Origin of the sequence: Falsiroseomonas bella (assembly GCF_003173615.1) — a bacterium.
Classification (GTDB): Bacteria; Pseudomonadota; Alphaproteobacteria; order Acetobacterales; family Acetobacteraceae; genus Falsiroseomonas; species Falsiroseomonas bella.
Genome location: NZ_QGNA01000009.1, coordinates 1 through 25,368 on the forward strand (window position 1 = coordinate 1; position 25,368 = coordinate 25,368).

Annotated in this window: 25 protein-coding genes; 11 read left to right on the forward strand and 14 right to left on the reverse strand. The window is 71.9% G+C overall.

The genetic code is table 11. The features are described 5' to 3' along the window. Positions 1–260: 260 nt before the first annotated feature. The 5 genes from DFH01_RS26920 (at position 261) to DFH01_RS26940 (ending at position 4,200) form a co-directional block, all read left to right on the forward strand. The gene (locus DFH01_RS26920; protein ID WP_109873634.1) at positions 261–698 is read left to right on the forward strand and encodes a CBS domain-containing protein; all 438 of its coding nucleotides are present in this window, start codon (positions 261–263) and stop codon (positions 696–698) included. Between the two features lie 101 nt (positions 699–799). Beyond that, positions 800–1,063, forward strand: a complete 264-nt coding sequence (locus tag DFH01_RS26925) for a hypothetical protein (protein WP_109873635.1) — start codon at positions 800–802, stop codon at positions 1,061–1,063. 78 nt (positions 1,064–1,141) lie between these two features. After that, a complete protein-coding gene (locus tag DFH01_RS26930; RefSeq protein ID WP_233256312.1) occupies positions 1,142–2,131 on the forward strand; it encodes a TRAP transporter substrate-binding protein in 990 nt (329 codons plus the stop codon). 195 nt (positions 2,132–2,326) lie between these two features. Continuing rightward, on the forward strand, positions 2,327–2,866 hold the full coding sequence (locus tag DFH01_RS26935) for a TRAP transporter small permease (protein WP_109873636.1): 540 nt from the start codon (positions 2,327–2,329) through the stop codon (positions 2,864–2,866). 2 nt (positions 2,867–2,868) lie between these two features. Further along, a complete protein-coding gene (locus tag DFH01_RS26940; protein WP_109873637.1) occupies positions 2,869–4,200 on the forward strand; it encodes a TRAP transporter large permease in 1,332 nt (443 codons plus the stop codon). 45 nt (positions 4,201–4,245) lie between these two features. Here DFH01_RS26940 and DFH01_RS26945 read toward each other — a convergent pair whose 3' ends face one another. From DFH01_RS26945 to DFH01_RS26955, 3 genes are all read right to left on the reverse strand, one after another. After that, positions 4,246–5,061 (reverse strand): peptidoglycan-binding domain-containing protein, encoded by an 816-nt coding sequence (locus DFH01_RS26945; protein ID WP_109873638.1) that lies wholly within the window; start codon positions 5,059–5,061, stop codon positions 4,246–4,248. 136 nt (positions 5,062–5,197) lie between these two features. Next, positions 5,198–9,724 (reverse strand): DUF4011 domain-containing protein, encoded by a 4,527-nt coding sequence (locus DFH01_RS26950; protein ID WP_109873639.1) that lies wholly within the window; start codon positions 9,722–9,724, stop codon positions 5,198–5,200. A 9-nt stretch (positions 9,725–9,733) separates the two neighbouring features. After that, positions 9,734–11,308, reverse strand: coding sequence for a Na+/H+ antiporter (locus tag DFH01_RS26955; RefSeq protein ID WP_158287927.1), 1,575 nt, complete (start codon positions 11,306–11,308; stop codon positions 9,734–9,736). A 64-nt stretch (positions 11,309–11,372) separates the two neighbouring features. On the opposite strand from DFH01_RS26955, the gene DFH01_RS26960 reads away from it, so the two are divergent. After that, a complete protein-coding gene (locus tag DFH01_RS26960) occupies positions 11,373–12,320 on the forward strand; it encodes a S1C family serine protease (protein ID WP_109873641.1) in 948 nt (315 codons plus the stop codon). Positions 12,321–12,453: 133 nt separating this feature from the next. After that, positions 12,454–13,500, forward strand: coding sequence for a patatin-like phospholipase family protein (locus DFH01_RS26965; protein WP_109873642.1), 1,047 nt, complete (start codon positions 12,454–12,456; stop codon positions 13,498–13,500). Here DFH01_RS26965 and DFH01_RS28580 read toward each other — a convergent pair whose 3' ends face one another. The 6 genes from DFH01_RS28580 to DFH01_RS26990 form a co-directional block, all read right to left on the reverse strand. Beyond that, a complete protein-coding gene (locus DFH01_RS28580) occupies positions 13,501–13,662 on the reverse strand; it encodes a hypothetical protein (protein WP_199231432.1) in 162 nt (53 codons plus the stop codon). Continuing rightward, positions 13,659–14,153 carry a DUF1003 domain-containing protein gene (locus tag DFH01_RS26970; RefSeq protein WP_199231433.1) on the reverse strand — a complete coding sequence of 165 codons (495 nt, stop codon included), beginning with the start codon at positions 14,151–14,153 and terminating at the stop codon, positions 13,659–13,661. Before DFH01_RS26970 ends, DFH01_RS28580 begins: the two co-directional genes overlap by 4 nt. A gap of 29 nt (positions 14,154–14,182) precedes the next feature. Continuing rightward, positions 14,183–14,935: an SDR family oxidoreductase gene (locus DFH01_RS26975; RefSeq protein WP_109873644.1), complete on the reverse strand. Its 753-nt coding sequence runs from the start codon at positions 14,933–14,935 to the stop codon at positions 14,183–14,185. 97 nt (positions 14,936–15,032) lie between these two features. Beyond that, on the reverse strand, positions 15,033–16,535 hold the full coding sequence (locus tag DFH01_RS26980) for a tripartite tricarboxylate transporter permease (RefSeq protein ID WP_109873645.1): 1,503 nt from the start codon (positions 16,533–16,535) through the stop codon (positions 15,033–15,035). A 28-nt stretch (positions 16,536–16,563) separates the two neighbouring features. After that, complete coding sequence (locus DFH01_RS26985) at positions 16,564–17,163, reverse strand: tripartite tricarboxylate transporter TctB family protein (protein ID WP_109873646.1); 600 nt, start codon at positions 17,161–17,163, stop codon at positions 16,564–16,566. A 239-nt stretch (positions 17,164–17,402) separates the two neighbouring features. Beyond that, positions 17,403–18,380, reverse strand: a complete 978-nt coding sequence (locus tag DFH01_RS26990; protein WP_158287928.1) for a Bug family tripartite tricarboxylate transporter substrate binding protein — start codon at positions 18,378–18,380, stop codon at positions 17,403–17,405. 123 nt (positions 18,381–18,503) lie between these two features. On the opposite strand from DFH01_RS26990, the gene DFH01_RS26995 reads away from it, so the two are divergent. Further along, entirely contained in the window at positions 18,504–19,679 is a 1,176-nt protein-coding gene (locus DFH01_RS26995) for a M20 metallopeptidase family protein (RefSeq protein WP_109873648.1), read from the forward strand. A 70-nt stretch (positions 19,680–19,749) separates the two neighbouring features. Next, positions 19,750–20,721, forward strand: a complete 972-nt coding sequence (locus DFH01_RS27000; protein WP_109873649.1) for a ketopantoate reductase family protein — start codon at positions 19,750–19,752, stop codon at positions 20,719–20,721. 106 nt (positions 20,722–20,827) lie between these two features. Here the strand turns inward: DFH01_RS27000 and DFH01_RS27005 are convergent, their stop codons facing one another. From DFH01_RS27005 to DFH01_RS27015, 3 genes are read right to left on the reverse strand one after another with little or no spacing between them, the layout of a single operon-like run. Continuing rightward, the gene (locus DFH01_RS27005; protein WP_109873650.1) at positions 20,828–21,274 is read right to left on the reverse strand and encodes a hypothetical protein; all 447 of its coding nucleotides are present in this window, start codon (positions 21,272–21,274) and stop codon (positions 20,828–20,830) included. After that, positions 21,271–22,200 (reverse strand): hypothetical protein, encoded by a 930-nt coding sequence (locus DFH01_RS27010; protein WP_109873651.1) that lies wholly within the window; start codon positions 22,198–22,200, stop codon positions 21,271–21,273. The genes DFH01_RS27005 and DFH01_RS27010 overlap by 4 nt, the downstream gene beginning before the upstream one ends. A gap of 56 nt (positions 22,201–22,256) precedes the next feature. Then, a complete protein-coding gene (locus tag DFH01_RS27015; protein ID WP_109873652.1) occupies positions 22,257–22,967 on the reverse strand; it encodes a TenA family protein in 711 nt (236 codons plus the stop codon). A gap of 68 nt (positions 22,968–23,035) precedes the next feature. On the opposite strand from DFH01_RS27015, the gene DFH01_RS27020 reads away from it, so the two are divergent. Then, positions 23,036–23,626: a cytochrome b gene (locus DFH01_RS27020; protein ID WP_158287929.1), complete on the forward strand. Its 591-nt coding sequence runs from the start codon at positions 23,036–23,038 to the stop codon at positions 23,624–23,626. A gap of 4 nt (positions 23,627–23,630) precedes the next feature. Here the strand turns inward: DFH01_RS27020 and DFH01_RS27025 are convergent, their stop codons facing one another. After that, the gene (locus DFH01_RS27025) at positions 23,631–24,074 is read right to left on the reverse strand and encodes a MarR family winged helix-turn-helix transcriptional regulator (RefSeq protein WP_109873654.1); all 444 of its coding nucleotides are present in this window, start codon (positions 24,072–24,074) and stop codon (positions 23,631–23,633) included. Between the two features lie 87 nt (positions 24,075–24,161). Here DFH01_RS27025 and DFH01_RS27030 point away from each other — a divergent pair, with 87 nt between their 5' ends. Next, a complete protein-coding gene (locus DFH01_RS27030; protein ID WP_109873655.1) occupies positions 24,162–25,100 on the forward strand; it encodes a PLP-dependent cysteine synthase family protein in 939 nt (312 codons plus the stop codon). Here the strand turns inward: DFH01_RS27030 and DFH01_RS27035 are convergent, their stop codons facing one another. Beyond that, a complete protein-coding gene (locus tag DFH01_RS27035) occupies positions 25,101–25,328 on the reverse strand; it encodes a hypothetical protein (protein ID WP_109873656.1) in 228 nt (75 codons plus the stop codon). It abuts the gene before it with no gap. Between the last annotated feature and the right edge of the window lie 40 nt (positions 25,329–25,368).

Sequence of the window (25,368 nt, forward strand, 5' to 3'; positions counted from 1 at the left end):
GCTTCAACCGGCTGAAGCACTTCCGCCGCATCGCCACGCGCTTCGACAAGCTCGCTCGAAATTACCTCAGCGCCGTCGCCATCGCCGCCATCAGGCTATGGACCAGGTTTGAGTCCAGGACCTAGCCCGGTCCAGGCCGGCTCCCGCTGCGCGGGGCGAATGCAACCACGCCGTGCTTGCCGCGGTGCAGCACAGCCTTTCCTTGCTTCGTTGCGTGTCCGTCTGTCAGCCTGGGTGCTCCCACGGGAAGGGACCGGGCCATGGACATCGGCAGCATTCTGCGCAGCAAGGGCAACCAGGTCGTCTCCGTCGGCCCCGACGACGACGCCGGCACCATCGCGCGCATCCTCGCCCAGCACCGCATCGGCGCCGCGCTGGTGCGCGACGCGGCGGGCGACGTGCTCGGCATCGTCAGCGAGCGCGACATCGTCCGCTGCCTCGCCAGCCATGGCGGCGATGCGGTGGGCCTGCCGGCGGCGCGGATGATGACGCGCCTGCTGCACACCGTCACGCCGCGCACCACCCTGCCGGAGGCGCTGGCGCTGATGACCGACCGGCGCGTGCGCCACCTGCCGGTGATTGCGGAGGATGGCAGCCTCGCCGGCCTTGTCTCGATCGGCGACCTGGTGAAGGCCCGCATCGACGAGGCGCTCTACGAGGCGGAGGAACTGCGCCACTACGTCGAAAGCGCCGGCTGATCCCGCCGCGCCGCGCCGCGCGCCCGCGTTGATCCTGATCAAGGACAGCGGTCGCGCGGCCGTGAAGACTGCGCGTGCAACCAGTTCGGGACCACGCCAGGATGAATCACCGCCATCGCAAGGTGCTGCACGCCCTCTTCGCGCACCCGGTCAGTTCCAACATCGATCCCAAGCACGTGCTCGCCGTCTTCGAGGATCTCGGCGCCGAGGTCGCCCATGGCGGCCATGGCCAGGTGAAGGTCACGCTCAACGGCCACACCCACGGCTTCCATGACAGCCGCCACAGCCTCTCGAAGGACGAGGTGAGCGAGATGCGGAAGTTCCTTGAGCAGGCCGGCGTGGATCCGGCAGCCTACCCCGTGTAGCGGGGGGCTCTTGCCCCGGCGGCGCGCGGCGGCGATGTTCATTCCCAGGAGAGGCATCCAAACGGGGGAATGATCCGCATGCTGAGCCGCCGCCACCTTCTCGCTGCCACCGGCGCCGCCGTCGCGGCGCCCGCCATCGTCCGCGAGGCCGCCGCGCAGGCGACGCGCTGGCAGATGGCCACCCCGTACCCCGACGGGAACTTCCACACCCGCAACATCCGCACCTTCCTTGAGGAGATCCAGGCCGCCTCCAACGGGCGCCTCGCGGTCCAGCTGCATTCCGGCGCTGCGCTGCTGCCGATGCCGCAGATCAAGCGCGGCGTGCAGACCGGCCAGGTGCAGCTGGGCGAGATCCTGCTCGCGGCCTATGCGAACGAGGACGTCTTCTTCGACGCCGACAGCATTCCCCAGCTCGTCAGCAACCTCGCCGAGGCAAAGAAGCTCGCCGACCTGCAGCGCCCCTACATCGAGCAGCGCCTCGCCCGCCAGGGCCTCTCCCTGCTCTACATGGTGCCCTGGCCGCCGGCGGGCCTTTACGCGCAGCAGCCGATCACCTCGATCGAGGGGCTGCGGGGCCTGCGCTTCCGCACCTTCTCGCCGGCCACCAACCGCTTCGCCACCATCGTCGGCGCGCAGCCCACGCTCGTGCAGGCCGCCGAGCTCGCCCAGGCCTTCGCCACCGGCGTCGCGCAGGCGCAGATCACCTCCGCCCAGACCGGCGTGGACACCTCCGCCTGGGATTACGCGAAGGTCTTCACGCCGCTCGGCTTCACCATGACGAAGAACGCCGTGATGGTCTCCCGCCGCGCGATGGAGGCCCTGCCTGCCGACCTGCAGCAGGCGATCCGCGCCGCGGCCGCGCGGGCCGAGGTGCGCGGCTACGAGCTTGCCGGCGAATCGCAGACGAGCTCCGAGCGCACGCTCGGCCAGCGCGGCATGCAGGTGATCCCGCCGACCAACGAGTTCATGGACGGCCTGCGCCGCGTCAGCGCCCAGATGACCGAGGAGTGGGTGCAGCGCGCCGGCGCCGACGGCAAGGCGCTGATCGAGGCCTATCGCCGCGCCTGACCGGGACCGGCTGCGCGTGGTTGCGGCACGGCGCCCTGGCGCCTGCCGCCGCCATGGGCAGCGCCGCCGCGACGGCTGCATTGTGCTGCCCGCGCGGGCTTCCCGGCCCGCCTCCGTCCACGCATTGATGCCCTGACACAGCGGAGCCTCGCCGCATGACGACCCGCCGGCGCGCCGCGCGCGCCTTCGCCTGAGATGGCCGTGCTGCGGCGCGGGCTCGACCTGCTCTACCTGCTCGGCGGCATCGCGGGCGGCGTTTCCCTGGCTGCGATCGGCGCCATCATCGCCGCGCAGGTCATCGGCCGGCAGTTCGGCCTGGTGTTCAACGGTGCCGACGACCTGACCGCCTTCGCGGTGGCTGGCTCCGCGCTGCTGCCGCTCGCCTATGCCTTCCGGCATGGCGCGCATATCCGCGTCGACCTCATCATCGGCCATGTGAAGGGCGGTGTGCGCTTCGCGATGGAGGCGGTGGCGCTGGCGCTTTCCGCCGCGCTCGCGGCCTTCCTCGCCTATGCCATGGCCGACCTCGCCTACGATTCCTGGCAGTTCGAGGACGTCGCGCAGGGCACCGTGCCCTGGCTGCTGTGGTATCCGCAGGCGATCAGCGCCGCGGGCTGCGCGCTGTTCGCCGTCGCGCTGTTCGATGACCTCGCGGTGCACCTCGCGGGCGGGCGGCCTTCCTATCGCAAGGCGGCCGAAACCTCGGCCGTTCAGCGCGCGATGGAGGAGCTCTAGCCATGGAACTCGCCCAGACCGAGGCCGGCCTGCTGCTGCTCGGCGCGCTCTTCGCCATTCTCGCGCTCGGCGTCTGGATCGGGCTCGGCCTGCTCGCCACGGGCCTGGTCGGCGTCGTCGCGCTGCCCCTGCTGATGCCGGGGATGGCGACCTTCCCGGCGGAGAAGGTGCTCGGCAGCGCGGTCTGGGGATCGCTCGCCTCCTGGACGCTCGCCGCGCTGCCGCTCTTCATCTGGATGGGCGAGATCCTGTTCCGCACGAGACTCAGCGAGGACATGTTCCGCGGCCTCGCGCCATGGGTGCAGCGCCTGCCGGGGCGGCTGATGCATGTGAACGTCATCGGCTGCGGCATCTTCGCCGCCGTCTCGGGCAGCAGCGCGGCCACCGCGGCGACCGTCGGCAAGATGTCGCTGCCCGCCCTGCTGCAGCGCGGCTACCAGGAGCCCATGGCGATCGGCTCGCTGGCCGGCGCCGGCACGCTCGGCCTGCTGATCCCGCCCTCCATCGTCATGATCGTCTACGGCGTGGCGGCCGAGGTCTCGATCGTGCGGCTTTTCATCGCCGGCATCGTGCCCGGTCTGATGCTGATGGCGCTGTTCAGCGGCTACATCGCAGTCTGGTCGCTGCTCAACCCGTCGAAGACGCCGCCCGCCGACCCGCCGATGCCGTTCCGCGAGAAGCTGCGCGCCAGTGGCCAGCTGTTCCCGGTGGTGCTGCTGATCGGCTTCGTCATGGGCAGCATCTATTTCGGCTGGGCGACCGCGACGGAGGCGGCCGTCTTCGGCGTGGTCGGCGCGCTCGCCCTCTCCGCCTGGGGCGGCACGCTCAACTGGGGCAGCTTCACGGCCAGCCTGATGGGCGCGGTCCGCACATCCTGCATGATCAACCTGATCCTGGCCGGCGCCGCTTTCCTGACCAAGGCGATGGCCTATTCCGGCATCCCCGCCGCGATGGCCGCCTGGGTCGGCGCGCAGGGCTTCTCGCCCATCACCATCATCCTGGTGCTGACGCTGATCTACCTCGTGCTCGGCTGCTTCATCGACGGCATCAGCATGATCGTGCTGACCGCCTCCGTCGTGCTGCCGATCATCGCTGCCACCGGATTCGACCTGATCTGGTTCGGCATCTTCATCGTGCTGGTGGTCGAACTTGCGCAGATCACGCCGCCCGTGGGGTTCAACCTGTTCGTGCTGCAAGGGCTGACAGGGCGCGACATCCTGACCGTCACGCGCAACACGATGCCCTTCTTCTGCCTGATGCTGGTCGCGGTGGCGCTGGTGACGCTGTTCCCGGGGATCGTCACCTTCCTGCCGAACACCATGTTCGGCGCCTGAGGTGCCGGATGCGGGGAGGCGGTGCGCCGCCTCCCCGGTCGTGCCCTACTGCGTCGAGCCGGTGTTGCCGCCGCTCGCGCTGCCGTCGCGGTTCTGGTTGAACCCGGGCACCACCGCGCTACCGCCGCCGCCGACCGGATCGTTGATCGGGTTGTTGGAAGGCGCCGGCACGCCGCTGGTGGCACCGGTCGGGTTCGGCCGGTCGAGCCTCCCGACACCGCCGCCGCTCCCGCCGCTCGCCGAGCCACCCGATCCGCTGACCTGGCCCGCATCCTGCACCTGGCCACCGCCAACGGTCCCGCCACCCATATAGGCGCGGTTGCGGTCGGAACTGCCGGTCATGCTGTCGCCGACGCCGAGGCTCGCCATCATCTGCGAGTTTGGCCGCCCGGTCGCCTGCATGTTGTTCGCGCGCTGCCAAGCCATCACCGCCTCGCGCGTGCGCGGGCCGAAGACGCCGTCCGCCGGCCCCGCGCTGTAGCCGCGATCATTGAGCGCGCGCTGCATCTCGCGCACCTGGGCGCTGGCCATGCCGCTGCCGCGATAGTTGCCCGCGCTGCGGCTGCCCGTGTTGCTGCGGGCCGTCCCGCTGTTCACGCCCGGCACGCGCGCATCGGGGTTGCTCCAGGGCGGCTCGCCCAGGTTCACCGTGGAAGGCTCTGTCAGCGCCCCGGTGGCCGCGCCCGCGCCCGCGCCGATCGCGGCGCCGGCCAGCGCACCCGGCGGCCCGCCCAGCGCGCCCACGCCGGCACCCGTCGCGGCACCCGCGGCCGCGCCGCCCGTCACGCGCTCTTGCTCGGTCACGCCGCAGGCCGCCGTGATCAGGCCGAGCGCCAGGGCACCCAGCATCCTCGTCTTCATCGCGTCGCTCCTCACTGTCCCGGCCGGCCGGCAGGAGCGCCGCCGGTCCGTTGGGCGGGAAACGCCGCCGATGAACGGAAGGTTGCGCCGGGGCGACAGAAGGCCTGTGCCTCTACGCGCGCAGCGCGATAACGCCCTACGCGCGCAGCGCGATGGCCCCGGATCCGACGAGAGCGGCCACACGCGCCGCAACCGCTGCGGTTCCGCGCGCCTCGAGCCCCAGCAGACGCACGACGCCCGCCGAGAGTTCCTCCTCCGTCGCAATGGCCATCGCACCGAGCAGCGCCTTGCACGCCGCCTCGATCTCCGCCGGCGCCACCATGGCCGCACGCTGCAGATGGGCGGCGGCGCCGCGCCGGTCACGCGGCGCGGGCGGCGGCGCATCCTCCGCGCTCCAGAAGGCGTTCCGCTCGGAGACGCCCTGCAACTGCCCTGCCAGGCGCAGCGCCTGCTGCAGCGCCGCGCGATCCGCGGCGTCCAGCGCGTCCTTGCACCACAGGATGCGCGCGCGTTCCGCAATGGCATCCGCATGCACCGGCTGCTCCACGCGGATGATCGCCGCGAGGATTTCCGAGAGCTTCGCGAAGGGCACCTGCGGGATCGCGGCGTCCTTCGGCACCTCCGGCGTCGCTTCCTCATAGGGTTGCGCCAGGCCGGGATCGGGGCCCGCCGCCACCGGCGCCGCCTCCTCTTCTGTGACCGGTGCGGCGCCGAGCGCCGCGCGCAGCTTCGCGCGCTCCGCCTCCGGCCGTTGCAGCCACGCCAGCGACCAGGCGCGGTGCAGCTTCCACCCCATCATGCCGAGCGCGCCGGGCCTGCCGCGCTCGCGGTCGCGCGCGGCGCGCACGCTGGTCCAGTCGCCCGCATCCGCCTCCACACCGAGCACGAAATCCGCGCCTTCCTTCGCCGCGACATCCAGGTAGAGGCCCGAGATGCCGATGCGCGCCACCGCCTCCTTGCCCGCCGCCGCGATCTCCTGCGCGATCACGCGCGCGATCGGCGCCGCCGCCGACGCGCCCTCGGCCCGGCGCATGTCGCCCGCCGCCGCGAAGCGCAGGAAGGTCTTGAGCGCCGCCACGCCGCGCCCGCTCGCGCGGTCGAGGTCGATGTCCTCCGCCGTGAGCCCGCTGAACACGACGGTGCGCTTCTTCGCCCGCGTGATCAGCACGTTGAGCCGCCTTTCGCCGCCATCGGCCGAAAGTGGGCCGAAGCGCATCGCCAGCTTGCCGTCCGCACCGCGCGCATAGCCCACGCTGATCAGGATCGCGTCGCGCTCGTCGCCCTGCACGTTCTCCAGGTTCTTCACGAAGAACGGCTCGTCCTCATGCGCGCCGAAGAATTTTTCGAGCTCGGGATCCTCGCGCCGCAGCTTCTCCACCGCGTCGAGGATCGCGTCGCGCTGCTTGATGGAGAAGGCCGCGACGCCGAGCGTGTCGCCCGGCGTCTCCTTCGCATGCGCCATCACCGCGCGCGCGACCGCCTTCGCCTCGATGCGGTTGACGCCGGCACCCTGCTCCCACTGGCCATCCACTCGCACCAGCGAAAGTCCGAGCTTCTGCGACCGTGCGCGCGGCGAGGGCAGCACCATCAGCCGTCCCTCGTAGAACTCCGCATTCGATGTGGCGATCAGGCTCTCGTGCCGGCTGCGATAGTGCCAGCGCAGCATCACGTTCGGCACGCCGCGCGCATTGGCGAGGCCGAGGATGCTCTCCACCTCCCGCGCCGCCACCGGGCCTTCCGCGAACTCCTCCTCGGCATCGTCCTCGCTGGTCATGCGCTGGAAGAAGCGCGTGGGCGGCATCTGCTTGTCGTCGCCCACCACCACCACCTGACGGCAGCGCGCGATGGCGCCGAGCGCATCCACCGGCTCGATCTGGCTCGCCTCGTCCATCACCAGCAGGTCGAAGGTCAGGGCGGGTTTCAACCCGTGCGGCGGCGCCAGGAACTGCGCGACGGAAAGCGGCGACATCATGAAGATCGGCTTCGCCGCCTGGATCGCCGGCCCCGCGCGTTCCAGCAGCGTGCGCACCGGCAGGTGCCCGCGCTTCTTCTCGAACTCGCCCTTCAGGATCTCGTAGCCCGGCACGCCGGCGCGCACCCGCGCCAGCGCCTGCGCATGCGCGTATGCCGCCTCGCGCCGCGTCAGCTCGATGCGGGCCTTGTCCGCTTCGGCGAAATCCGCCGCGAGCCGGTCGAACTCCGCCCCGTCGAAGGTCGCGAGTTCCGGCCGCGCGCGCATCGCCGCCTTCAGCAGTGCCTCGTCCAGCGCGAAGGCGAAGTCCTGCTCCGCCTTCTTCGGCGCCAGCCTTCCATCCGCCAGCCGCTCCGCGACCGGCGCCAGCGCAGCGCCCGCCCGCTCCACCGCGCGCTGCCAGCCAAGCCAGAGCGGCAAGCCCTCCGGCGCCGCCGCCCAGTCGCCGAGCCGCGCGGCGATGTCGGCGCAGGCGGGATCATCGCTGCCGAAAGCGACGCGCCCATCGAGCCCCGTCGCCGCCCGAAGCTCCTCCCAAGCTCCAACGGCTCCCTCCCCCGCGCTGCGGGGGAGGGATGGGGTGGGGGCCGCACCACCTCCGCCAGCCAGCGCGACTGCTGCGTCGCTTCCCTTCTCCTCCCGCCACGCCACCAGCGCCGCCATCGCCCCTGAATCGCCCCACAGCGCCCCGAACGCTGCGCGCCCCAGCGCCTCGCCCTCGCGCAGCGCACGCTGCGCCGCCTGTCCCGCCAGCGCCGCATCCAGCGCCGGCAGCGCATTCTCCGCATCGCGCGCCACCCGCGCCGCCACCGCCTTCGCGTTGCGCAGCGACGAAGAGAGGAACCCGAAGATCCCGCCGCCTTCCGCCAGCGCCGCCCGCGCCTCCGCGATGCCCTCGACCGCCAGCGCCCCCGGCTGCAGCCGCGCATCGCGCTCGGCCGCCGCAACCGCCGCCGTCGCCTCCGCCAGGGCGCGCAGCGGCGCCGGATCGTCCTGCCACGCCGCATGTCCCATCGCCGCCGGATCGTGCCGCGGCGCCGTCGCCGCCACCGCGTCCCGCGCCATCCGCGCGCGCAGCGCCGCCGGCCCGACATCGCCGCCCGCCGCCAGCGCGCGGATCAGCGCCGGCAGCCGCGCCAGGAAGCGCTCCTGGTCGGTCGGCGCCAGTGCCACCGTCACGCCGCGCCAGGCGCTGCGCGGACCGCCTTCCGCCGCGCGCGCAGCAAGCTCCGCCACCGCATCGCGCGCCTCGGCGATCGCCATCGCCGTCCAATCGCCCGGCAGCGCGAAGTCGGGCGCCGCCACGCCTTCCGCCCGCAGCGCGACCAGGTTGCCCACCACCTGGTGCAGCCTGCGCCTGCTCTGCCCGACCTCGCCCGCCATCGCCGCGGCATGCGCGTTCAGCCGCGACCGCAGCGCGCCCAGCCGCTGCACCAGCGCTGCGCGTTCCGGCTTCGGCACATTGGGCAGCGCGAGCGTCGCGCGCAGCTCGTCCAGCACCGCACGCTTCGACTGCTTCTCCGAATGCAATTCGAGACACGCCGCGCCGAGCCCGATCGTCCCGAGCCGCCGCTTCACCACTTCCAGCGCCGCCAGCTTCTCCGCCACGAACAGCACGCTGCGCCCGTCCAGCACGGCCTGGGCGATGATGTTCATGATGGTCTGGCTCTTGCCCGTGCCGGGCGGGCCCTGGATCACGACGTGGCCGCCCTGGCGGACGGCCTCGGCCGCCAGTGCCTGGCTGCCATCGGTGTCGATCACGTGGTCGAGCCGCTCCACCTTGATGGTGGCGTCCACATCGGCGTCGTCGGGGAAGGGAGGCGGCGCCGCGATCATCTCGCCGCCGACCAGCGCGCGCACCATCGGATGCTCGGCAAGCCCCGGATTCTCGCGCGGCCCCAGATCCCGCCACATCAGGAATTTTGCGAACGAGAACAACCCGACGGCGAGCCCGTCCGCATCGACGCCCCAGCCTTCGCGCTCCCCGATGGCGGCCGCGACGGCATCGGCCCATTTCGTCGGGTCGTAGGTCTCGGCATCGAATTCCGGCAAGGCGACGCGGAACTCCGAACCAAGCTTTTCACGCAGGGAAAGGTTCTCCTGCACCTCCAGCCCCGCCGAGCGGATGCGGAAGGTCTGGCTGACTCCCTGCCGCTCCAGCGTCACCGGCAGCAGCGCGAGTGGCGCGAGCCGCTCCGTCCCGGGCGTGCCGGGATCGCGCCAGGACAGCGTGCCGATCGCCAGCGACAGCGTCGCGATGCCCGTCTCCTCGCGCGCCGTGCGCGCATCGGTCATCAGGTCGCGCAGGCGGCGGGTGAGATCGGCCGGCGTCATCGCCACGCGCAGCCGGTCGTCGGCGCGCCACTCGGCCTCCGTCTTCGCCGCATCGGCCACCGCCACGCCCTCGGCCTTCGCCTTCGCCGTCCGCCGCGGCGCGCGCTTCGGCTTCGCCGGTGCTTCGGCCGGCGTCGTCCCCGCCGCTTCCGGCGCCGCGCTTTCCACCGCCTCGAAGCCGAAGGACTCGCCGGCCGTCAGCTCAGCCAGCACGAAATCCGCATCCTCGCGCTCGATGATCACCACGCCCCGCGAGCGGCCGGGCTTCGGCAGGGCCAGCAGCCGGTTGCGCGTGGAAAGATCGAGCAGGCCGCGCCGCGCCTCCTCCAGCCGTGCCGCGAGCGTCTCCGTGCCCATCGTCTTCCCCTACTTCCCCGGCGTCGCGCCGAGCAGCCGCAGGATGCGCAGCTCCTCGAGGTCGAGCTCCGATTCGATCCCGGCCAGCAGCTCGTCCGAAAGCCCGTCATCGCGATGATGGTCCAGCAGCGCGACGCGCCCGGCACGCAGCGCGGCGAGGCGGATGCGCATCCGCGCCTCCAGCTCCGCCTGCCCGCCGCCATCAGCGACGCCCCGAAACACCCGTGCCTTCTCGCGATACTCGTCCACCAGGTCGCGGGCCACCGCGCCTTCCAGGATGTCCTCCGCGCGGCGCTCGATCTCGGCCAGCGTCGCCCGCGCCACCTGCCGCCGCGCCCGTGCCTCGTCCGGCGCCATGCCCGCCGCACGCGCCTCCTCGACGCGGAAATGGGTGATGACGCGGCTGAGGGTCGTGCCCTGCAGCACCAGCGTCGCGAGGATCGCGCAGAAGGCCAGGAACACCAGCAGGTCGCGCTCCGGGAAGCCGAGCGGCAGCGCCAGCGCCGCCGCGAGCGAGACCACGCCCCGCATCCCCGCCCAGGAGACCACCATCGCCTCCCCCAGCACCGGCTCCCTCGGGCGCCGCCGCAGCCCGGCGATCCAGTGCGGGATGTAGAGCGAGGGAAACACCCAGACGAAGCGCGACAGGATCAGCGCCGCGGAGATCGCGAGGGCGAGCCCGGCGAGCTCCGGCACGCCCCGGTCGGCGATCCGCTCCAGGATGCCGCGCAGCTGCAGCCCGACCAGGATGAAGATCAGGCTGGTCAGCACGAATTCGCTGAAGCGCCACACCGCCACCGACGTCATCCGCGTCTGCGGCGACAGCACGCGGTGCTGCATCTGCCCCATCACCAGCCCCGTGGTGACCACCGCGATCACGCCCGAGAAGCCCAGCGCCTCCGCCGCCATGAAGGCGCCGTAGCAGGCGATGAAGCTGACGGCCGTCTCCAGCAGCGGATCGTCGAGGCGCCGGAAGGACCAGATCGCCGCCGCGCCCACCGCCCAGCCCACCGCGATGCCGCCGGCCGCAACCAGCACGAAGCTCAGCGCCGCGCTCTCCAGCGCGATGCTGCCCGCCGCGACGGCGGCGATGGCGAGGCGATACAGCACCAGCGCCGTCGCGTCGTTCACCAGGCTCTCGCCCTCCAGGATCGCCACCAGCCGCTGCGGCACCGGCAGCCGCCGCAGCACCGCCGAGACCGCCACCGCATCCGGCGGCGCGACGATGGCGCCGAGCGCGATCGCGGCCGCCCAGGGCAGGCCGGGCAGCAGCAGCTTGGCCACCGCCGCGACGCAGAGGGCGGTGAACAGCACCGCGCCGACGGCCAGCAGCAGGATCGGGCGGATATTGCCGCGGAAGGCGCGCCAATCGGTGCGCCAGGCGCTGGCCTGCAGCAGCGGCGGCACGAAGAAGGCGAGCGCCAGCTGCGGATCCAGCGTCACATGCGGCAGGCCCGGCACGAAGGCCAGGACGATGCCGCCCAGCACCAGGATCACCGCATAGGGCAGCCGCGCATGCCGCGCGATCAGCGCGAAGCCGACACAGGCCGCGATCAGGGCCAGGACGGCCTGCACGATCTCCATGCGGGAATCATACCCGCCATGCCACGGCTTGGGGGAGGGGAGCCCGCTTCCCATCTTGGGAAACATGCTCGACGCCCCCATCCCCTCCGATGGCGCCCTGCTGGACGCCTATTCCGCCGCCGTCACCGCCGCCGTGGAGCGCGCCGGGCCGGCGGTGGTGAACGTGGCCATCCGCGCCGCCCGCGGCGGCGGCGCGGGCTCCGGCGTGGTGGTTTCGCCGGATGGCCTGATCCTCACCAACAGCCATGTCGTCCGCGGCGCCGAGGCGATCCTGGTCGCCACCGCCGAGGGCCGCCGCATGCCCGCCCGCCTGCTCGGCGACGACCCCGACACCGACCTCGCCCTGCTGCGCGCCGAGACCGACGCAGCGCTGCCGGCCGGGACGCTCGGCGATTCGGCGGCGCTGCGTCCGGGCCAGCTCGCCATCGCCATCGGCAACCCGCTCGGCTTCTCCTCGACCGTCACGGCCGGCGTGGTCAGCGCGCTCGGCCGCACGCTGACGGGTGCGGGCGGGCGGCCCGTGGAGGACCTGATCCAGACCGACGCCGCGCTCAACCCCGGCAATTCCGGCGGCGCGCTGGTGGACAGCCGGGGCGCGGTGGTGGGCATCAACACGGCGATGATCGGCGGCGCCCAGGGCCTCTGCTTCGCCGTCGCGTCCAACACCGCGCGGCTGGTGCTCGGCCATCTGGTGCGCTTCGGCCGGGTGCGGCGCGCGCGCCTGGGCCTCTCCGGCCAGCGCGAGGCGATTCCCCGCCGCTTCGTCCGGCTGCACGGCCTGCACGGGGCGACCGGCGTGCTGGTGACGGAGGTGCAGCGCGGCAGCCCCGCCGACCGCGCCGGCATGGAGCGCGGCGACCTGCTGCTCTCGGCGGGCGGCGAGACGATGCTCGGCGTGGACTCGCTGCTGCGCTGGCTCACCGGCGACCGGGTGGGCGAGGCCGCCGAGCTGGTGGTCCTGCGCCGCGGCGACCTCCGCCGCTTCCGGGTGACGCCGGAAGAGCGTGCCTGACCCCGCCAACGCCTCGCCAGAAGCCCTCTCCCTCCTCAGGGGGAAGAGGTGAGGGGGGCAACCCAGCAATCGCGCTGCTTCCCCGCGCGAAACCCGCTACGCTCCCCCCAAAGGTCCAAGGGGAGTGCATACCATGCCCGGAACCGTCCGCATCCTCTCCCTCGATGGCGGCGGCATCCGCGGCCTGATCCCGGCCGTCGCCCTCGGCCACATCGCGGCCGCGCTCGGCATGCCCGGCAAGTCGCTCGCCAACGCCTTCCACCTCGTCGCCGGCACCTCCACCGGCGGGATCATGGCCGCCGGCCTTTGCGCCCCCGGCGCGTTGCGGCACGGCCCGGCCGAGCTGGCGGAGCTCTACACGGTGCATGGCGGCACCATCTTCCCGCCCGGCGCCTGGACCCGCCGCAACCCGATCTCCGAATGCAAATACGAGCCCTCGGCGCTGGAGCAGCTGCTCGCCCAGCGCCTCGGCCAGACCCAGCTGCGGGAGGTCGCGCCCGAGCTGCTCGTCACCGCCTGGGACCTCGAGCGTGCGCGGCCCAAGCTGTTCAGCTCCTGGCGCGCGCGGCTGAACGGCAGCGAGGATTTCCGGCTGCGCGACGTGGCGCGCGCGACCTCCGCGGCCCCCACCTATTTCCCGCCCGCCATCGTCGAATCCCTCGACGCCAACTACCCCGCTGCGCAGCGGCGCCATGCGCTGGTGGATGGCGGCGTCTTCGCCAACGACCCGGCGGCCGTCGCGCTGGCGGAGGCGCGGCGCATCTTCCCGAAGGCCGACCGCGCCCTGGTGCTTTCGCTCGGCACCGGCGCGCGGGTGAACCGCATCAACGGCGACAAGGCGCAGGGCTTCGGCTTCGCCGGCTGGCTGCCCGGCCTGATCGACGTCTTCATGGACGGCGCCTCGGCGCTGACCGAGCACGAGATGATGCTGCGCCAGGCACGCGACGAGCTCGCCTATTTTCGGCTGCAGGTGGAGCTGGATCCGCCGCCGCCCGCCTTCACCATGGACGACGTCGCGCAGCCCACCATCGGCGGGCTGCAGAAGCTCGGCGAGCAGGTCTTCGCCCGCTTCAAGGCCTCCGGCGCGCTGAACGGGCTGATCATGGAGATGCAGAAGCCGCTCGCCAGCCCCGCCGCGATGGGCTTCGACCCCGACGCGCCGGGGCCGCGGCTGTCGTGACTACTTCCGGCTGATCAGCGCCACCACCAGCACCACGGCCGCCAGGATCGCGACCGACATCATCCCCTGCACCACGTCGAAATTCTCGGCGTCCGGCGCCACGAACAGCGCCGCCACGGCGCCGCCCGCCAGCAGCAGGATGCGGACGATCCAGCCGATCATGCGCGCCGCTCCTCAAGCCTCTCGAGCCGCGCGAGCGTGTCGCGCAGCATCCGCGTGAGCTCCGTCACCTGCTGCTCGCGCAGCAGGTCGATCTTCTCGTGCAGCAGCGCGATCTCGGCCTCTGCGCGCAGGTTCACCTGGTAGTCCGCCAGCGCGCGGTCGCGGTCCGTGTCCGCCTGCCGGTTCTGGCTCATCATGATCACCGGCGCGGTGTAGGCCGCCTGGAAGGACAGCAGCAGGTTCAGCAGGATGAAGGGGTAGGGGTCCCAGCCGCCGCCGAGCAGCACATTCGTCGCGATCCAGCCGGCCAGCAGCGTGGACTGGATCGCGATGAACCGCCAGGAGCCCACGGTCGCGGCCACCGCATCGGCCAGCCGTTCGCCGAAGCCGGGCGGCGCGGGCGCGTTGCCGCGCCGCCGCTTGGCAAGGGCGATGGTGCGCCGGATATGCGTGTGCTGCGCCTCATGGCCCGTGGCGTGCCGCGTCCTCATCCCCGACCTCCGCATCGGGGGCGTGGCGCTCAATGGCTGAAGCGCCGCACCCCGCCATCCACATGGATCACCTGGCCCGTGATGTAGCGCGCCCGCGGCGAGCACAGGAACGCCACCAGCACCGCCAGGTCCTCGGGCTCGCCCACATAGCCGACCGGCACCTCGCGCTCGGCCCATTCCCGCGCGATCTCCGGCGTGGGCAGGATGCGGGTGTCGATCTGCTCGGAATGGATGCGGCCGGGCGGGATGCAGTTCACCGTGATCCCGTCGCGCCCGAGATGCCGGGACAGCGCCTTGGCCCAGATATGCACCGCGCCGTTCGGCGCATTGGCCGCGTTGATGCTGAAGGGCTCGTCCGGCCCGGTGATGTTCACGATGCGCCCGAATTTCTGCGCCTGCATCGCGGGCACGAAGGCATGCGCCATCCGCCGCCCTGCGTGGAAGTTGAGGTCGAGGCTCTCCATCCAGACCTCCTCGCTGCCGAGGTCCGTCTGCGGCCGGCTGCCGCCCGCGTTGTTCACCAGGATGTCGCAGCGCCCGAAGCGGCCGAGCACCGCATCCCGCGTGCGTTCCGCCGCGCCGGCACTGCGGAAGTCCTCGGCGATCACCAGCGGCTCCGCGCCCGCCGGCAGTTCCGCCGCCAGTTCTTCCAGCAGGTGCCGGCGCCGCGCCAGCAGCGCCAGCCGGCAGCCCTCCTCGGCCAGCATCCGCGCGATGCCGCGCCCGAGCCCCACCGAGGCGCCGGTCACCAGCGCCACCTTGCCGGTCAGTTGCAGGTCCATGCGCGTCCTCCTCCGGAGCCCCATCATGCGCCGACCCGCGCAAACGAAAAGGGCCGCCCCCTTGGGGGCGGCCCTGCTTCCGGCGAACCCGGCGGCGCTATTCCTGCAGCGCCGCGTCCTTCTTGCTGCGCAGCCCGGGCAACAGCATCGTCGCCAGCGCGATGAAGCCGATGCCGAGGAGCGTCGCCGAGATGGGCCGTTCCAGGAACACCATGGCGTCGCCGCGCGAAAGCAGCATGGCGCGGCGCAGATGCTCCTCCATCATCGGGCCGAGCACGAAGCCGATCAGCAGCGGCGCCGGCTCCATCCGCAGCTTGGAGCAGAGATAGCCGAAGATGCCGAAGGCCAGCATCTGATACACGTCGAAGACGTTGTTGTTCAGCGAGTACACGCCGATCGCGCAGAAGGTCAGGATCGCCGGATACATGTACTTGTAGGGCACCTGCAGCAGCTTCACCCACACGCCGATCAGCGGCAGGTTGATCACCAGCAGCATCAGGTTGCCGACCCACATCGAGGCGATCAGGCCCCAGAACAGGTCCGGCTGGGCCTCCACCATGCGGGGCCCCGGCTGGATCCCCTGGATGATCAGCGCGCCGACCATCAGCGCCATCACCGCGTTGCTCGGGATGCCGAGCGTCAGCAGCGGGATGAAGCTGGTCTGGGACGCGGCGTTGTTCGCCGATTCCGGCCCGGCGACGCCCTCGATCGCGCCGGTGCCGAACTCGTGCTTGTACTTGGAAAGCCGCCGCTCCATCATGTAGGAGCCGAAGGCGGACAACGCCGCGCCGCCGCCCGGCAGGATGCCGAGCACGGAGCCGAGCGCGGTGCCGCGCAGCACGGAAGGCGTGGCGCGCTTCCATTCCTCCTTCGTCAGCCACAGGCTGCCGACATTGCCCGACAGCACGTTCCGGCTTTCCGGGCGCTCCAGGTTCAGGATGATCTCCGCGATCCCGAACATGCCCATGGCGATCGTCACGAAGCCGATGCCGTCGGACAGTTCCGGGATGCCGAAGGTGAAGCGCTGCTGGCCTGTCTGCACGTCCGTGCCGACCAGGCCGAGCGAGACGCCCAGCACCACCATCGCGATCGCCTTGATCACCGAGCCCTGCGCGAGCACGGCCGAGATGATCAGGCCCAGCAGCATCAGCGAGAAGTAGTCCGCCGGGCCGAAGGACAGCGCGACGGAGGTGAGCAGCGGGCCCGACGCGGCGACGAAGATCGTGGCGACGGTGCCGGCGAAGAAGGAGCCGATGGCCGCCGTCGCAAGCGCAGCGCCCGCCCGGCCCCGCCGGGCCATCTTGTAGCCTTCCAGCGTGGTGACGACCGAACTGACCTCGCCTGGCAGGTTCAGCAGGATGGCCGTGGTGGAGCCGCCATATTGCGAGCCGTAGTAGATGCCGGCGAGCATGATGATGGCGGTGGTCGCCGGCTGGCCGAAGGTGATCGGCAGCAGCAGCGAGATCGTCGCGACCGGCCCGATGCCCGGCAGAACGCCGATGGCGGTGCCGATGACGCAGCCGATGAAGGCGAACAGCACGTTCTCGACGCTCAGCGCGACGCTGAAGCCGTGAGCGAGGTTCTGGATCAGCAGTTCCATGGTCCGATTTCCTTCCCCGTCCCGGCGATCACTGCGTCAGGAACACGGGCCAGACGGGGACCCGGATGTCGAGCTCGTAGATGAAGACGAGCCAGCACAGCACGCAGAGGAAGATGATCATGCCGATCACCCCCTTCACGCGATGGGTCGGATCGGCGAAGGCGGCGACGATGCACATCGTGGTTATGGAGGCGATCAGCCCGAACTGCTCCAGCATCAGCCCGAACACCGCCAGGCCGGCATGCACGAGGCCGATCGGCCGCCAGCCAGGCGCCACGGACAGTGCGAGGCACCCCGCAAAAGCCCCCCAGCCCAGCGGATACCATCCGGTGAACAGCCCGGTGGCGTCCGCGATGAAGTAGCCGGCGAAGAAGGCGACGATGCCGAGCGGCACCGCCATCACCTCGAGCCGTGTCCAGCGTGCAAGCGGATCCGGACCGTTGAACAGCCCGCCCAGGAACACGATCGCTCCGAGCACGCCGAGCAGCCCGAAGGACAGCATCGGCATGTAGCCCGGGCCCATGCGGCGCGCCGAGCCCAGCGTGTGGTCGGTGTTCAGCCACAGGCCGATCACCGCGACGAGGATGAAGATCCCGCCCGAAATCAGGTTCTTCGTGTTGAGTCTCATCGCCACCTCGTTCCTGCCCGGGCCTGCCCCCGGGATAGACGCCTGTCCATACCCATCGCGGCTGCCTGACATGCGGGCAGCACGCAAGGCGCCGGGCAGTCTTCGCCGCCCTGGCGCCGGTTCCCTCTAGCTACGCGTCACGCGGCACGTCACGCAATTGCGAGCAAAGCCGGAAAGACTGTTTCTGACAATCGGCCCGGCCGCCTTTTGCCCGCCTGCACCCACCGTCCCGGCGCCCCTCAGTTCACCGTGGCGCCGGAGGCGCGCACCACCGGGGCCCAGCGCTCCACCTCCGCAGCGACGAAGGCGGTGAATTCCTCGGGCGTCATGTCCCCCGCCGTCCCGCCGAGCTCGGCGAAGCGCGCCTGCGCGGCCGGGGTGGAGACGAAGTCCCGCGTCTCCCGGTTCAGCCGCTGCACGATGGCAGCCGGCATACCCGCCGGCCCCGACAGCGCGAACCAGGATGTGCTGACCAGGTCGAAGCCGGCCTCGCGGAAGGTCGGCACCTCCGGGAAGGAGGGGTGGCGTTCCGCGCTGCTCATCGCGATGGCGCGCACGCTGCCCTGGCGGATATGCGCCGCGGCGGAAGGCAGGCTGTCCGACATCATCGGCACCTGGCCCGCGATCACCGCCTGCATCGCCGGCCCCGCGCCGCGGAACGGCACATGCGTGAAGTCGATGTTGTTCTGCTGGCAGAAGCGCACGATCAGCAGGTGGTTCGAGGAGCCGGCGCCCGAGGAGGCCATGTCCAGCCCGCCCTGCTTCCCCTTCGCCATGCGCACCAGGTCGGCGAGCGAATTGATCCCGCTGTCCTTGTTCACCACCCAGACTGAGGGGTTGGTGATCACCATCGCGATATGGCTGAAGGAGGAGACCGGGTTGTAGCGCACGCGGTTGCCGTAGAGCGTCGGGCTGATTGCGTGACTCGCGATGTTGCTCATAACCAGGGTCTGCCCGTCCGGCGCGGCATCGGCCACCACCTGGCTGCCCGTGGTCGCGCCCGCGCCCGCCCGGTTCTCCACCACCACCGTCACGCCCAGCCGCTGCGACAGCCCATCGGCGAGGAAGCGCGCCGCGATGTCGGTGCTGCCGCCCGGCGCGAAAGGCACGACGAGACGGATCGAGCCGTTCGGCCACGATTGCGCCCGCGCAACGCTGGCGAGCGCAAGCGATGGCGCCGCAGCCAGAAGCAGGCGACGCGAGAGAATTCCCGGCATGTTCCCTCCCTTGTCCAGACAAATTCCTAATGCACGCGGCGGCAGGGGGCTGCAAGCCGCCGCTCCGCGCCATGACCGCTTCTTCACCTGTGCAGGCGGCGCCGCTTCATGCACCATGTCGCCATGACCGCCAACGACCCGACACGACGCATCCGCGACGCCGCGGAGGCGATCGCGCCGCACCTCGTCGCGCTGCGCCGCGACATCCACGCCCACCCCGAACTCGCCTTCGAGGAGACACGCACGGCGGGCATCGTCGCCGCCGAACTCGCGCGCATGGCGATCCCGCATCGCACCGGGATCGGACGCACCGGCGTGCTCGGCGTGATCGAGGGCGGCAGGCCGGGACCCACGCTCGCCATCCGCGCCGACATGGACGCGCTGCCCATCCATGAGGAGACGGGGCTGCCCTATGCCTCGACCGTCGCGGGCAAGATGCATGCCTGCGGCCACGACATCCACACCGCGACTCTGCTCGGCGTCGGCGCGGTGTTGCGGGACATGGCGCCGATGCTCGCCGGCCGCGTGCTGCTGGTCTTCCAGCCCGCCGAGGAGATCCTGGAAGGCGCGGCCGCGATGATCGCGGACGGCGCGGCCGAGGGCGTGGACCTGGCCCTCGGCTTCCACAACCAGCCGGACATGCCGGTCGGCCGCTTCGGCTACGCGCGCGGCGCCTGCCTCGCCGCCGCCGACCGCTTCGACCTGATCGTGCGCGGCAAGTCCGGCCACGCCGCGCACCCCTATGCCGCGGTGGACCCGATCGTCGCCGCCAGCGCATTCGTCGCGCAGGCGCAGACGGTGGTCAGCCGGGAGATCAAGCCGCTGCATCCCGCCGTCGTCACCATCGGCATGTTCCAGGGCGGCACGACCTACAACATCATCCCCGAGCGCGTGCATCTGAAGGGCAGCGTGCGCACGCTGCACGCGGAGGCGCGCGACCTGGCAGAGTCTGCGATCCGCCGCCTGGCGACGGGCCTCGAGGCGACGATGCGCGTGCGCTGCGAGATGGACTACCAGCGCAAGGTGCCGCCGCTGCTGAACGACCACCGCGTGCTGGAACCGACGCTCGCCGCCATCCGCGCGCAGTTCGGCGAGGACCCGCAGGCGGGCGAGCCCAGCATGGGCAGCGAGGATTTCTCCGAGTTCGCTGCCCGCGCGCCGGCCTTCCAGCTGCGTATCGGCTCCGGCGCGCCGGGCCGCGACGACCGCCTGCACAATGCCGGCTACCAGCCCGACGAGCGCTGCATCGAACTCGGCGTCCAGGCCCTCAGCCGCGCCGCACTGGAGCTTCTGTCGTGAATGCCTCTCCCTCCCCCGTGAAACGGGGGAGGGTCGGGGTGGGGGCCGCGCAACACCCGAGGACGAGTGAATGAAGATCTGTGTTTACGGGGCAGGCGCGATCGGCGGCCAGTTGGCGGCACGTCTTGCCCGCGGCGGCGCCACCGTCTCCGTCGTCGCCCGCGGCCCCCATCTCGACGCCATCCGCGCGAACGGCCTCACCCTCGAAGCGCATGACGGCACGCATCACTGCCGCCCGCACGCCAGCGACGACCCGCGCGACCTCGGGCCGCAGGATGCGGTGATCGTCACCGTGAAGGCGCCTGCGCTGCCTGCCGTCGCCGCCGGCATCGCGCCGCTGCTCGGCCCCGACACGCCCGTCGCCTTCGTGATGAACGGCATCCCCTGGTGGTATTTCGACCAGGAAGGCGGCCCGCATGACGGCATGCGCCTGCCCGAGGCCGATCCCGGCGACGCCATCCGCAACGCCATCGGCGTGGCGCGCACCATCGGCGGCGTCGTCTACGCCGCGAGCGAGATCATCCGCCCCGGCGTGGTGCACTCCGAGCACGCGAACATCCGCGTGATCCTCGGCGAGCCCGACGGCCGCATCAGCGAGCGCGCCCAGGCGCTGGCCGCGATCCTCGCCGCCGGCGGCATGCCCTGCCCGGTCTCCCCCACGATCCGCACCGAGATCTGGGCGAAGCTGCTCGGCAACCTGTCCAGCGGGCCGCTCTGCGTGCTCACCGGCATGGGCGTGCGCCACGCCTATGCGGAGCCGGTGATCCGCGAGGCGGCGCGCCGCAGCGCCGAGGAAGGCCAGGCGATCGCCGCGGCGCATCGCTGCCCGCTGCCCGACGCCGCGGTGGAGCGCGTCGCGGCGTCGAACATGCTGCACAAGCCCTCCATCCTGCAGGATTTCGAGCTCGGCCGGCCGATGGAGATCGACACGATCTACAGCCTGCCGCTGAAGCTCGCGCGCTTGGCCGACGTGCCCACGCCGCAGCTCGATCTGCTGGTGGCGCTGGTGAAGCAGGCAGCGCGGACGAAGGGGCTTTATTGACCCTTGCCCTCAGGCGCCGGGCGCCGCCTCTGGCGGCTTGGCTTCGCGGCATACGCCGCGGCGCCCGTTCGGGCGTTCGGAAGGCGCTTGGCGCCTGCCGCAATTCTCATGCGTTCGGATAGGGCAGGGGCGCCAGGTCCGGTGCCACCCACCCTCGCCGCGCCGCGACGGAGAACAGCACCGCCTCCGACCAGTAGGGCGCCAGCGCGCGCTTGCCGCTGCCGAGCGCGCCACCATCGAGCAGCGCGTTCACGCGGCGATGCGCCGGCGCGGTCGCGTCGTCCTTCGCCAGCGCATCCCGCAGCGCAAGCAGGAAGAAGCGCGTGATCGTCTCGTGATAGCCGCGCGTGTCGCTGTTCGGCACGCCATGGCTGTCGTTGAGCCGCATGATCAGCCCGCGCAGGTCGCGCTCAACATCCATCCCGGGATGCAGCAGCATCAGCCCCGCCGTCGCCGCGATGTGTCCCTCATGCGTCCAGCGCGCCTTGGGCAGGGCGGCGTCCAGCAGCCCCCGCACATGCGCGGCGAGCTCCGCGTCGCTGTCGAATCTCATGAATCCTCGCGCGGCATATCGGACTGCCCGAGCACCCAGCCTTCCCAGCGGCGGATCCAGGGATCCTCCGGCACGACATCCTCGCGCGCGCCGTCCAGCACCGCAATCAGCGCGAGCAGCCCGAGCACGCAGTCCAGCCGGTCCTCGCCCGCCGCATCCGCGCCGAACCCATCGGCGATCATGCGCGCCAGGTCGCGCGAAGCGTAAACGCGCAGCCGCGCCATCGCCGCGCGCAGCGTCTCCGCCAGCGCGATCCGCGGCGCCTGCGCGCGCTTGCTGCCGGAAAGCTTCAGCCCGAGCTGCCGCAGCGCTTCCGCCGGATAGACCTCCGCCACCGCGACGCGCCCCGGTGCGAGCAACCCGTGCAGCCCGCCCTCGAAGGGCCAGAGCGACACCGGCGCCCCCGCCGCCAGCGCCGGCGCCAGCCAGTCCCGCCACGCCGCGATTGCCGCCTTGCCCGACTGGTTCGCCCCGAGCGTCCAGAACACCGGCGCCCCCGCCGGCCGCGTCGCCGTCGCCCGGTCGCAGAGCCGCGACAGGTCGCGCGCCGAAGCCAGCCCGAGTGCCGCCGCATGCGCCGCCCGCGTCATCCCCTTCACGCCCCGCGCCGGATAGAAGGGCCGCGCCGGCGACACCTCCGCCAGCGTCGCGCTCACGCTGAAGAAGTCGGCATCGCCCGCCAGCCCTCGCAGCATCGCCGGGAAGTCGCGCTCGCTGCGCTGCGCCGCCCAGCCGCGCGGCACGCCGAGTGGCAGGTCAAGGCCGAGCGCCACCGGCGCGCCCTCCGCCATCAGCCCCGGTAGCAGCACCGCCGTATCCCCCACCAGCCGCGGCGCCTCCGCCCGCCAGCCATCCGCGCCACGCCGCGCCAGCGCGATCCACCGCTTGCGCGGATCGATGCTCCAATCCGCATGGGCGGCGATCATCTCCCTCCCCCGCATGCGGGGGAGGGTCGGGGTGGGGGCCGCGCGCCCTTCAGCCCTCAAGCCGGCAGCGTCTCGTCATAGGCGCTGTCGAAGAAGGCCCGCTCGAGCGTCGCCGCGCGCGTGAACAGCGCCCGCACCCGCGCCCGCCCCGCCGCATCCAGCGCGATCACCTCGCGGTCCAGCGCCGCGCGGAGCCCACGCACGAAAGACTCGAAATAGGGCGAGGCATGCAGGTCCACCCATTCCGCGCACCAGAAGGGTTGCGGCGGCCGCGTGGCCCGCGCGGGGCGTGCCCAGCTCAGATACACCCACTCCGCCACGCAGAGCACCGCGAGCTGATCGGCATGCACGGCGCTCTCCGCCGCCTCCACCATCAGCGCCCTGAAACCGCGCGCGGCATCCGACAGCGGCGGGTCGCGCCGCAGCGCCTCGCTCACCCCCAACGCATCGAACGCCCGGACGAAAAAGGTATTCTCCTCCGAGCAGAGCAGCCCCATGAAGCGCCCGAGCGGCAGGCGCGAAGGCAGGTCGGGCGCGGTGTGGATCGCGCGTCCGAGCAGCGCGCAGAAGGCGCCGATGAACTGGTAGTCCTGCACCAGGTAGCGCCGCATCACCGTCTCCGGCACCCGGCCCGCATTGCAGTCAAGCGCGAAGCGATGCCCGACCGCCGCGCTCCAGTCGGGCTCCGCGGCCGCGCGCAGCCACTCGGTCGGCGCGGCGCCGGGATGCGCGGCACGAAATTCCGGCCAGTCCGGCACCTCGCTCATTCGGCTTTCGCTTCCATGTGTCGGCGGCGGTCATGCCATACTGGGCGCAGCCGCGGGAGACGCGAGAGATGGACCAGCCCCAACCGGCCGCCGCCCTCATCCGCATCCGCGGCGTGGACGACCTCCACCCGGACGGCCAGTATTCCGCCCTGGCCAAGTGGTTCCACTGGACCACGGTGCCGCTGTTGGTGCTGGCGATCCTGACCGGCCTCGTCATCCGCTTCATCAAGGATGACGTGAAGATGCCCTTCTATGCGCTGCATGAGAGCCTGGGCCTGATCATCCTGGCGCTGGCCGTCGCAAGGCTGGCCTGGCGCCTCCTGTCGAAGCCACCCGCATTGCCCGACCACATCCCTCCCGGCATGCGCCGCGCGGCCAATGCGGTGCATCACCTGCTCTATGCCGCGCTGATCATCCAGCCGCTGCTCGGCTTCTTCACGACGAACGCCTACGGCTTCCCGCTGCAGGGGCAGACCGCTTTCCTCGGCTTCATCGACCTGCCGAAATTCATGGAGGCGCATGAGACGCTGGCGCTGGTTCTGCACTGGGGCCACAGCCTGATCGGCTGGGCGCTGCCCTTCCTGATCGCCGCCCATGTCGCCGGCGCCATCCACCACCACGCGCTGCGCAAGGACGGCACGCTGCTGCGCATGCTGTAGCCGGTCACGTCTCCAGCGCCTCCGCCTGCGCCGCCAGGCGCCGCGCCGGCGCCGCCTCGACGTGGCGCGCGACCTCGGCCTGCGCGGCGCGCCAGAGGGGCAGCGCCGCCTCCAGCCGCCGGGCCCCGCTCTCCGTCAGCCAGACGGCGCGACGGCGCAGATCCGCCTCCACCGAGGCGATCTCCACGAGGCCCTCGGCCTCCAGCCGGCGCAGGTTGCGCGACAGGGTGGAGGGATCGAGGCCCGCGCGCTGCGCCAGCGCGGCCATCCGGTCGTCCTTCGCCACGGCGATCTGCGCCAGCAGCGCCAACTGCGCCGCGCCGAGGCCGGTCGGGGCCAGCGCCCTGTCCAGGACGCGCGTGATGCGCCGCGCCGCGACCCGCGCCAGCACCCCCGGACAGGCTTCGAGCAGCGCCCCGGCATCCGTGCGCAGCGTCGGCTTCCGCATGCGTCCATCCCCTGCTTGCGCCGAATTGATTGTATCTGCAATCAATGCATATGCAAGTATCACCCTGCAACACCGGGACCCGCCGCCATGCCCGCGCAGCCCAGCATCCTCGACCGCATCGGCGGCACCGGCCTGCTGCCACTGCGCCGCATCGCCGCGCCGAACGGCGCCCGCATTCTGCTCAAGCTGGAAAGCGAGAACCCCACCGGCAGCATGAAGGACCGCATGGCCCTGGCGATGATCGAGGCCGCCGTGCGCGACGGCCGCCTGCCGCCCGGCGGCGCGGTGGTGGAATACACCGGCGGCAGCACCGGCGTGTCGCTCGCGCTTGTTTGCGCCGTGAAGGGGCATCCCCTGCACCTGGTCACCTCCGACGCCTTCGCGCGCGAGAAGCTGGATCACATGCGCCTGCTCGGCGCCGCGCTGACGATCCTGCCGAGCGACTCCGGCCGCATGACCGAGGCGCTGACGCGCGGCATGATCGCCGCGGCCGGGGTGATCGCGGCGGAACGCGGCGCCTACTGGACCGACCAGATGAACAACGCGGACCAGCTGCCCGCCTATGCCGCCCTGGCCGAGGAACTGCTTGCCGGCACCGGCGGCACCCTCGTCGCCTTCGTGCAGAGCGTCGGCACCGGCGCCTGCTTCCGCGGCACGGGGCAGGCGCTGCGCCGCGCCCTGCCGGGCATCCGCCTGGTTGCCGTGGAGCCGGCGGAATCCGCCGTGCTGTGCGGCAGCCCGCCCGGCGCGCACCGCATCGACGGCATCGGCGCGGGCTATGTCGTGCCGCTCTGGCGCCCCGACCTGGCCGACGCCGTCGAACCCGTCTCCACGGAGGAAGCCCGCGCCATGGCCCTGCGCCTGGCGCGGGAGGAGGGGCTGTTCTGCGGCACCTCCACCGGCGCGAACGTCGTCGCGGCGCTGCGCGAAGCCGCGCGCCTGCCGCCGGGCGCGACGATCGCCACCGTCATGTGCGACACCGGCATGAAATACCTGAAGAGCCTGGGCGCGGAGAGCGCCGGCTGATCACTTCAGCGGCTGATGCGCCTTGTCGAGCAGGCGACCGAGCCAGCCCTTCTTCTCCGGCTGCGTGGCCTTCGCTGCCAGCTCGGCCTCCTTCGCCGCCTCGGCGGCTTCGGCCTTCGCCCGCTTCTCCTTCTCGGCCAGCCACTTCTCCAGCGTCATGCCGGCCTTGGCGGCCCGCCGCGCCTCGTAGGCGCGCTGGCCATCGGTCAGGTCCTGGGGCTTGGACATGGGGGATACCTCTCGCGGCGGTGAATGGACCCGCCTGCGG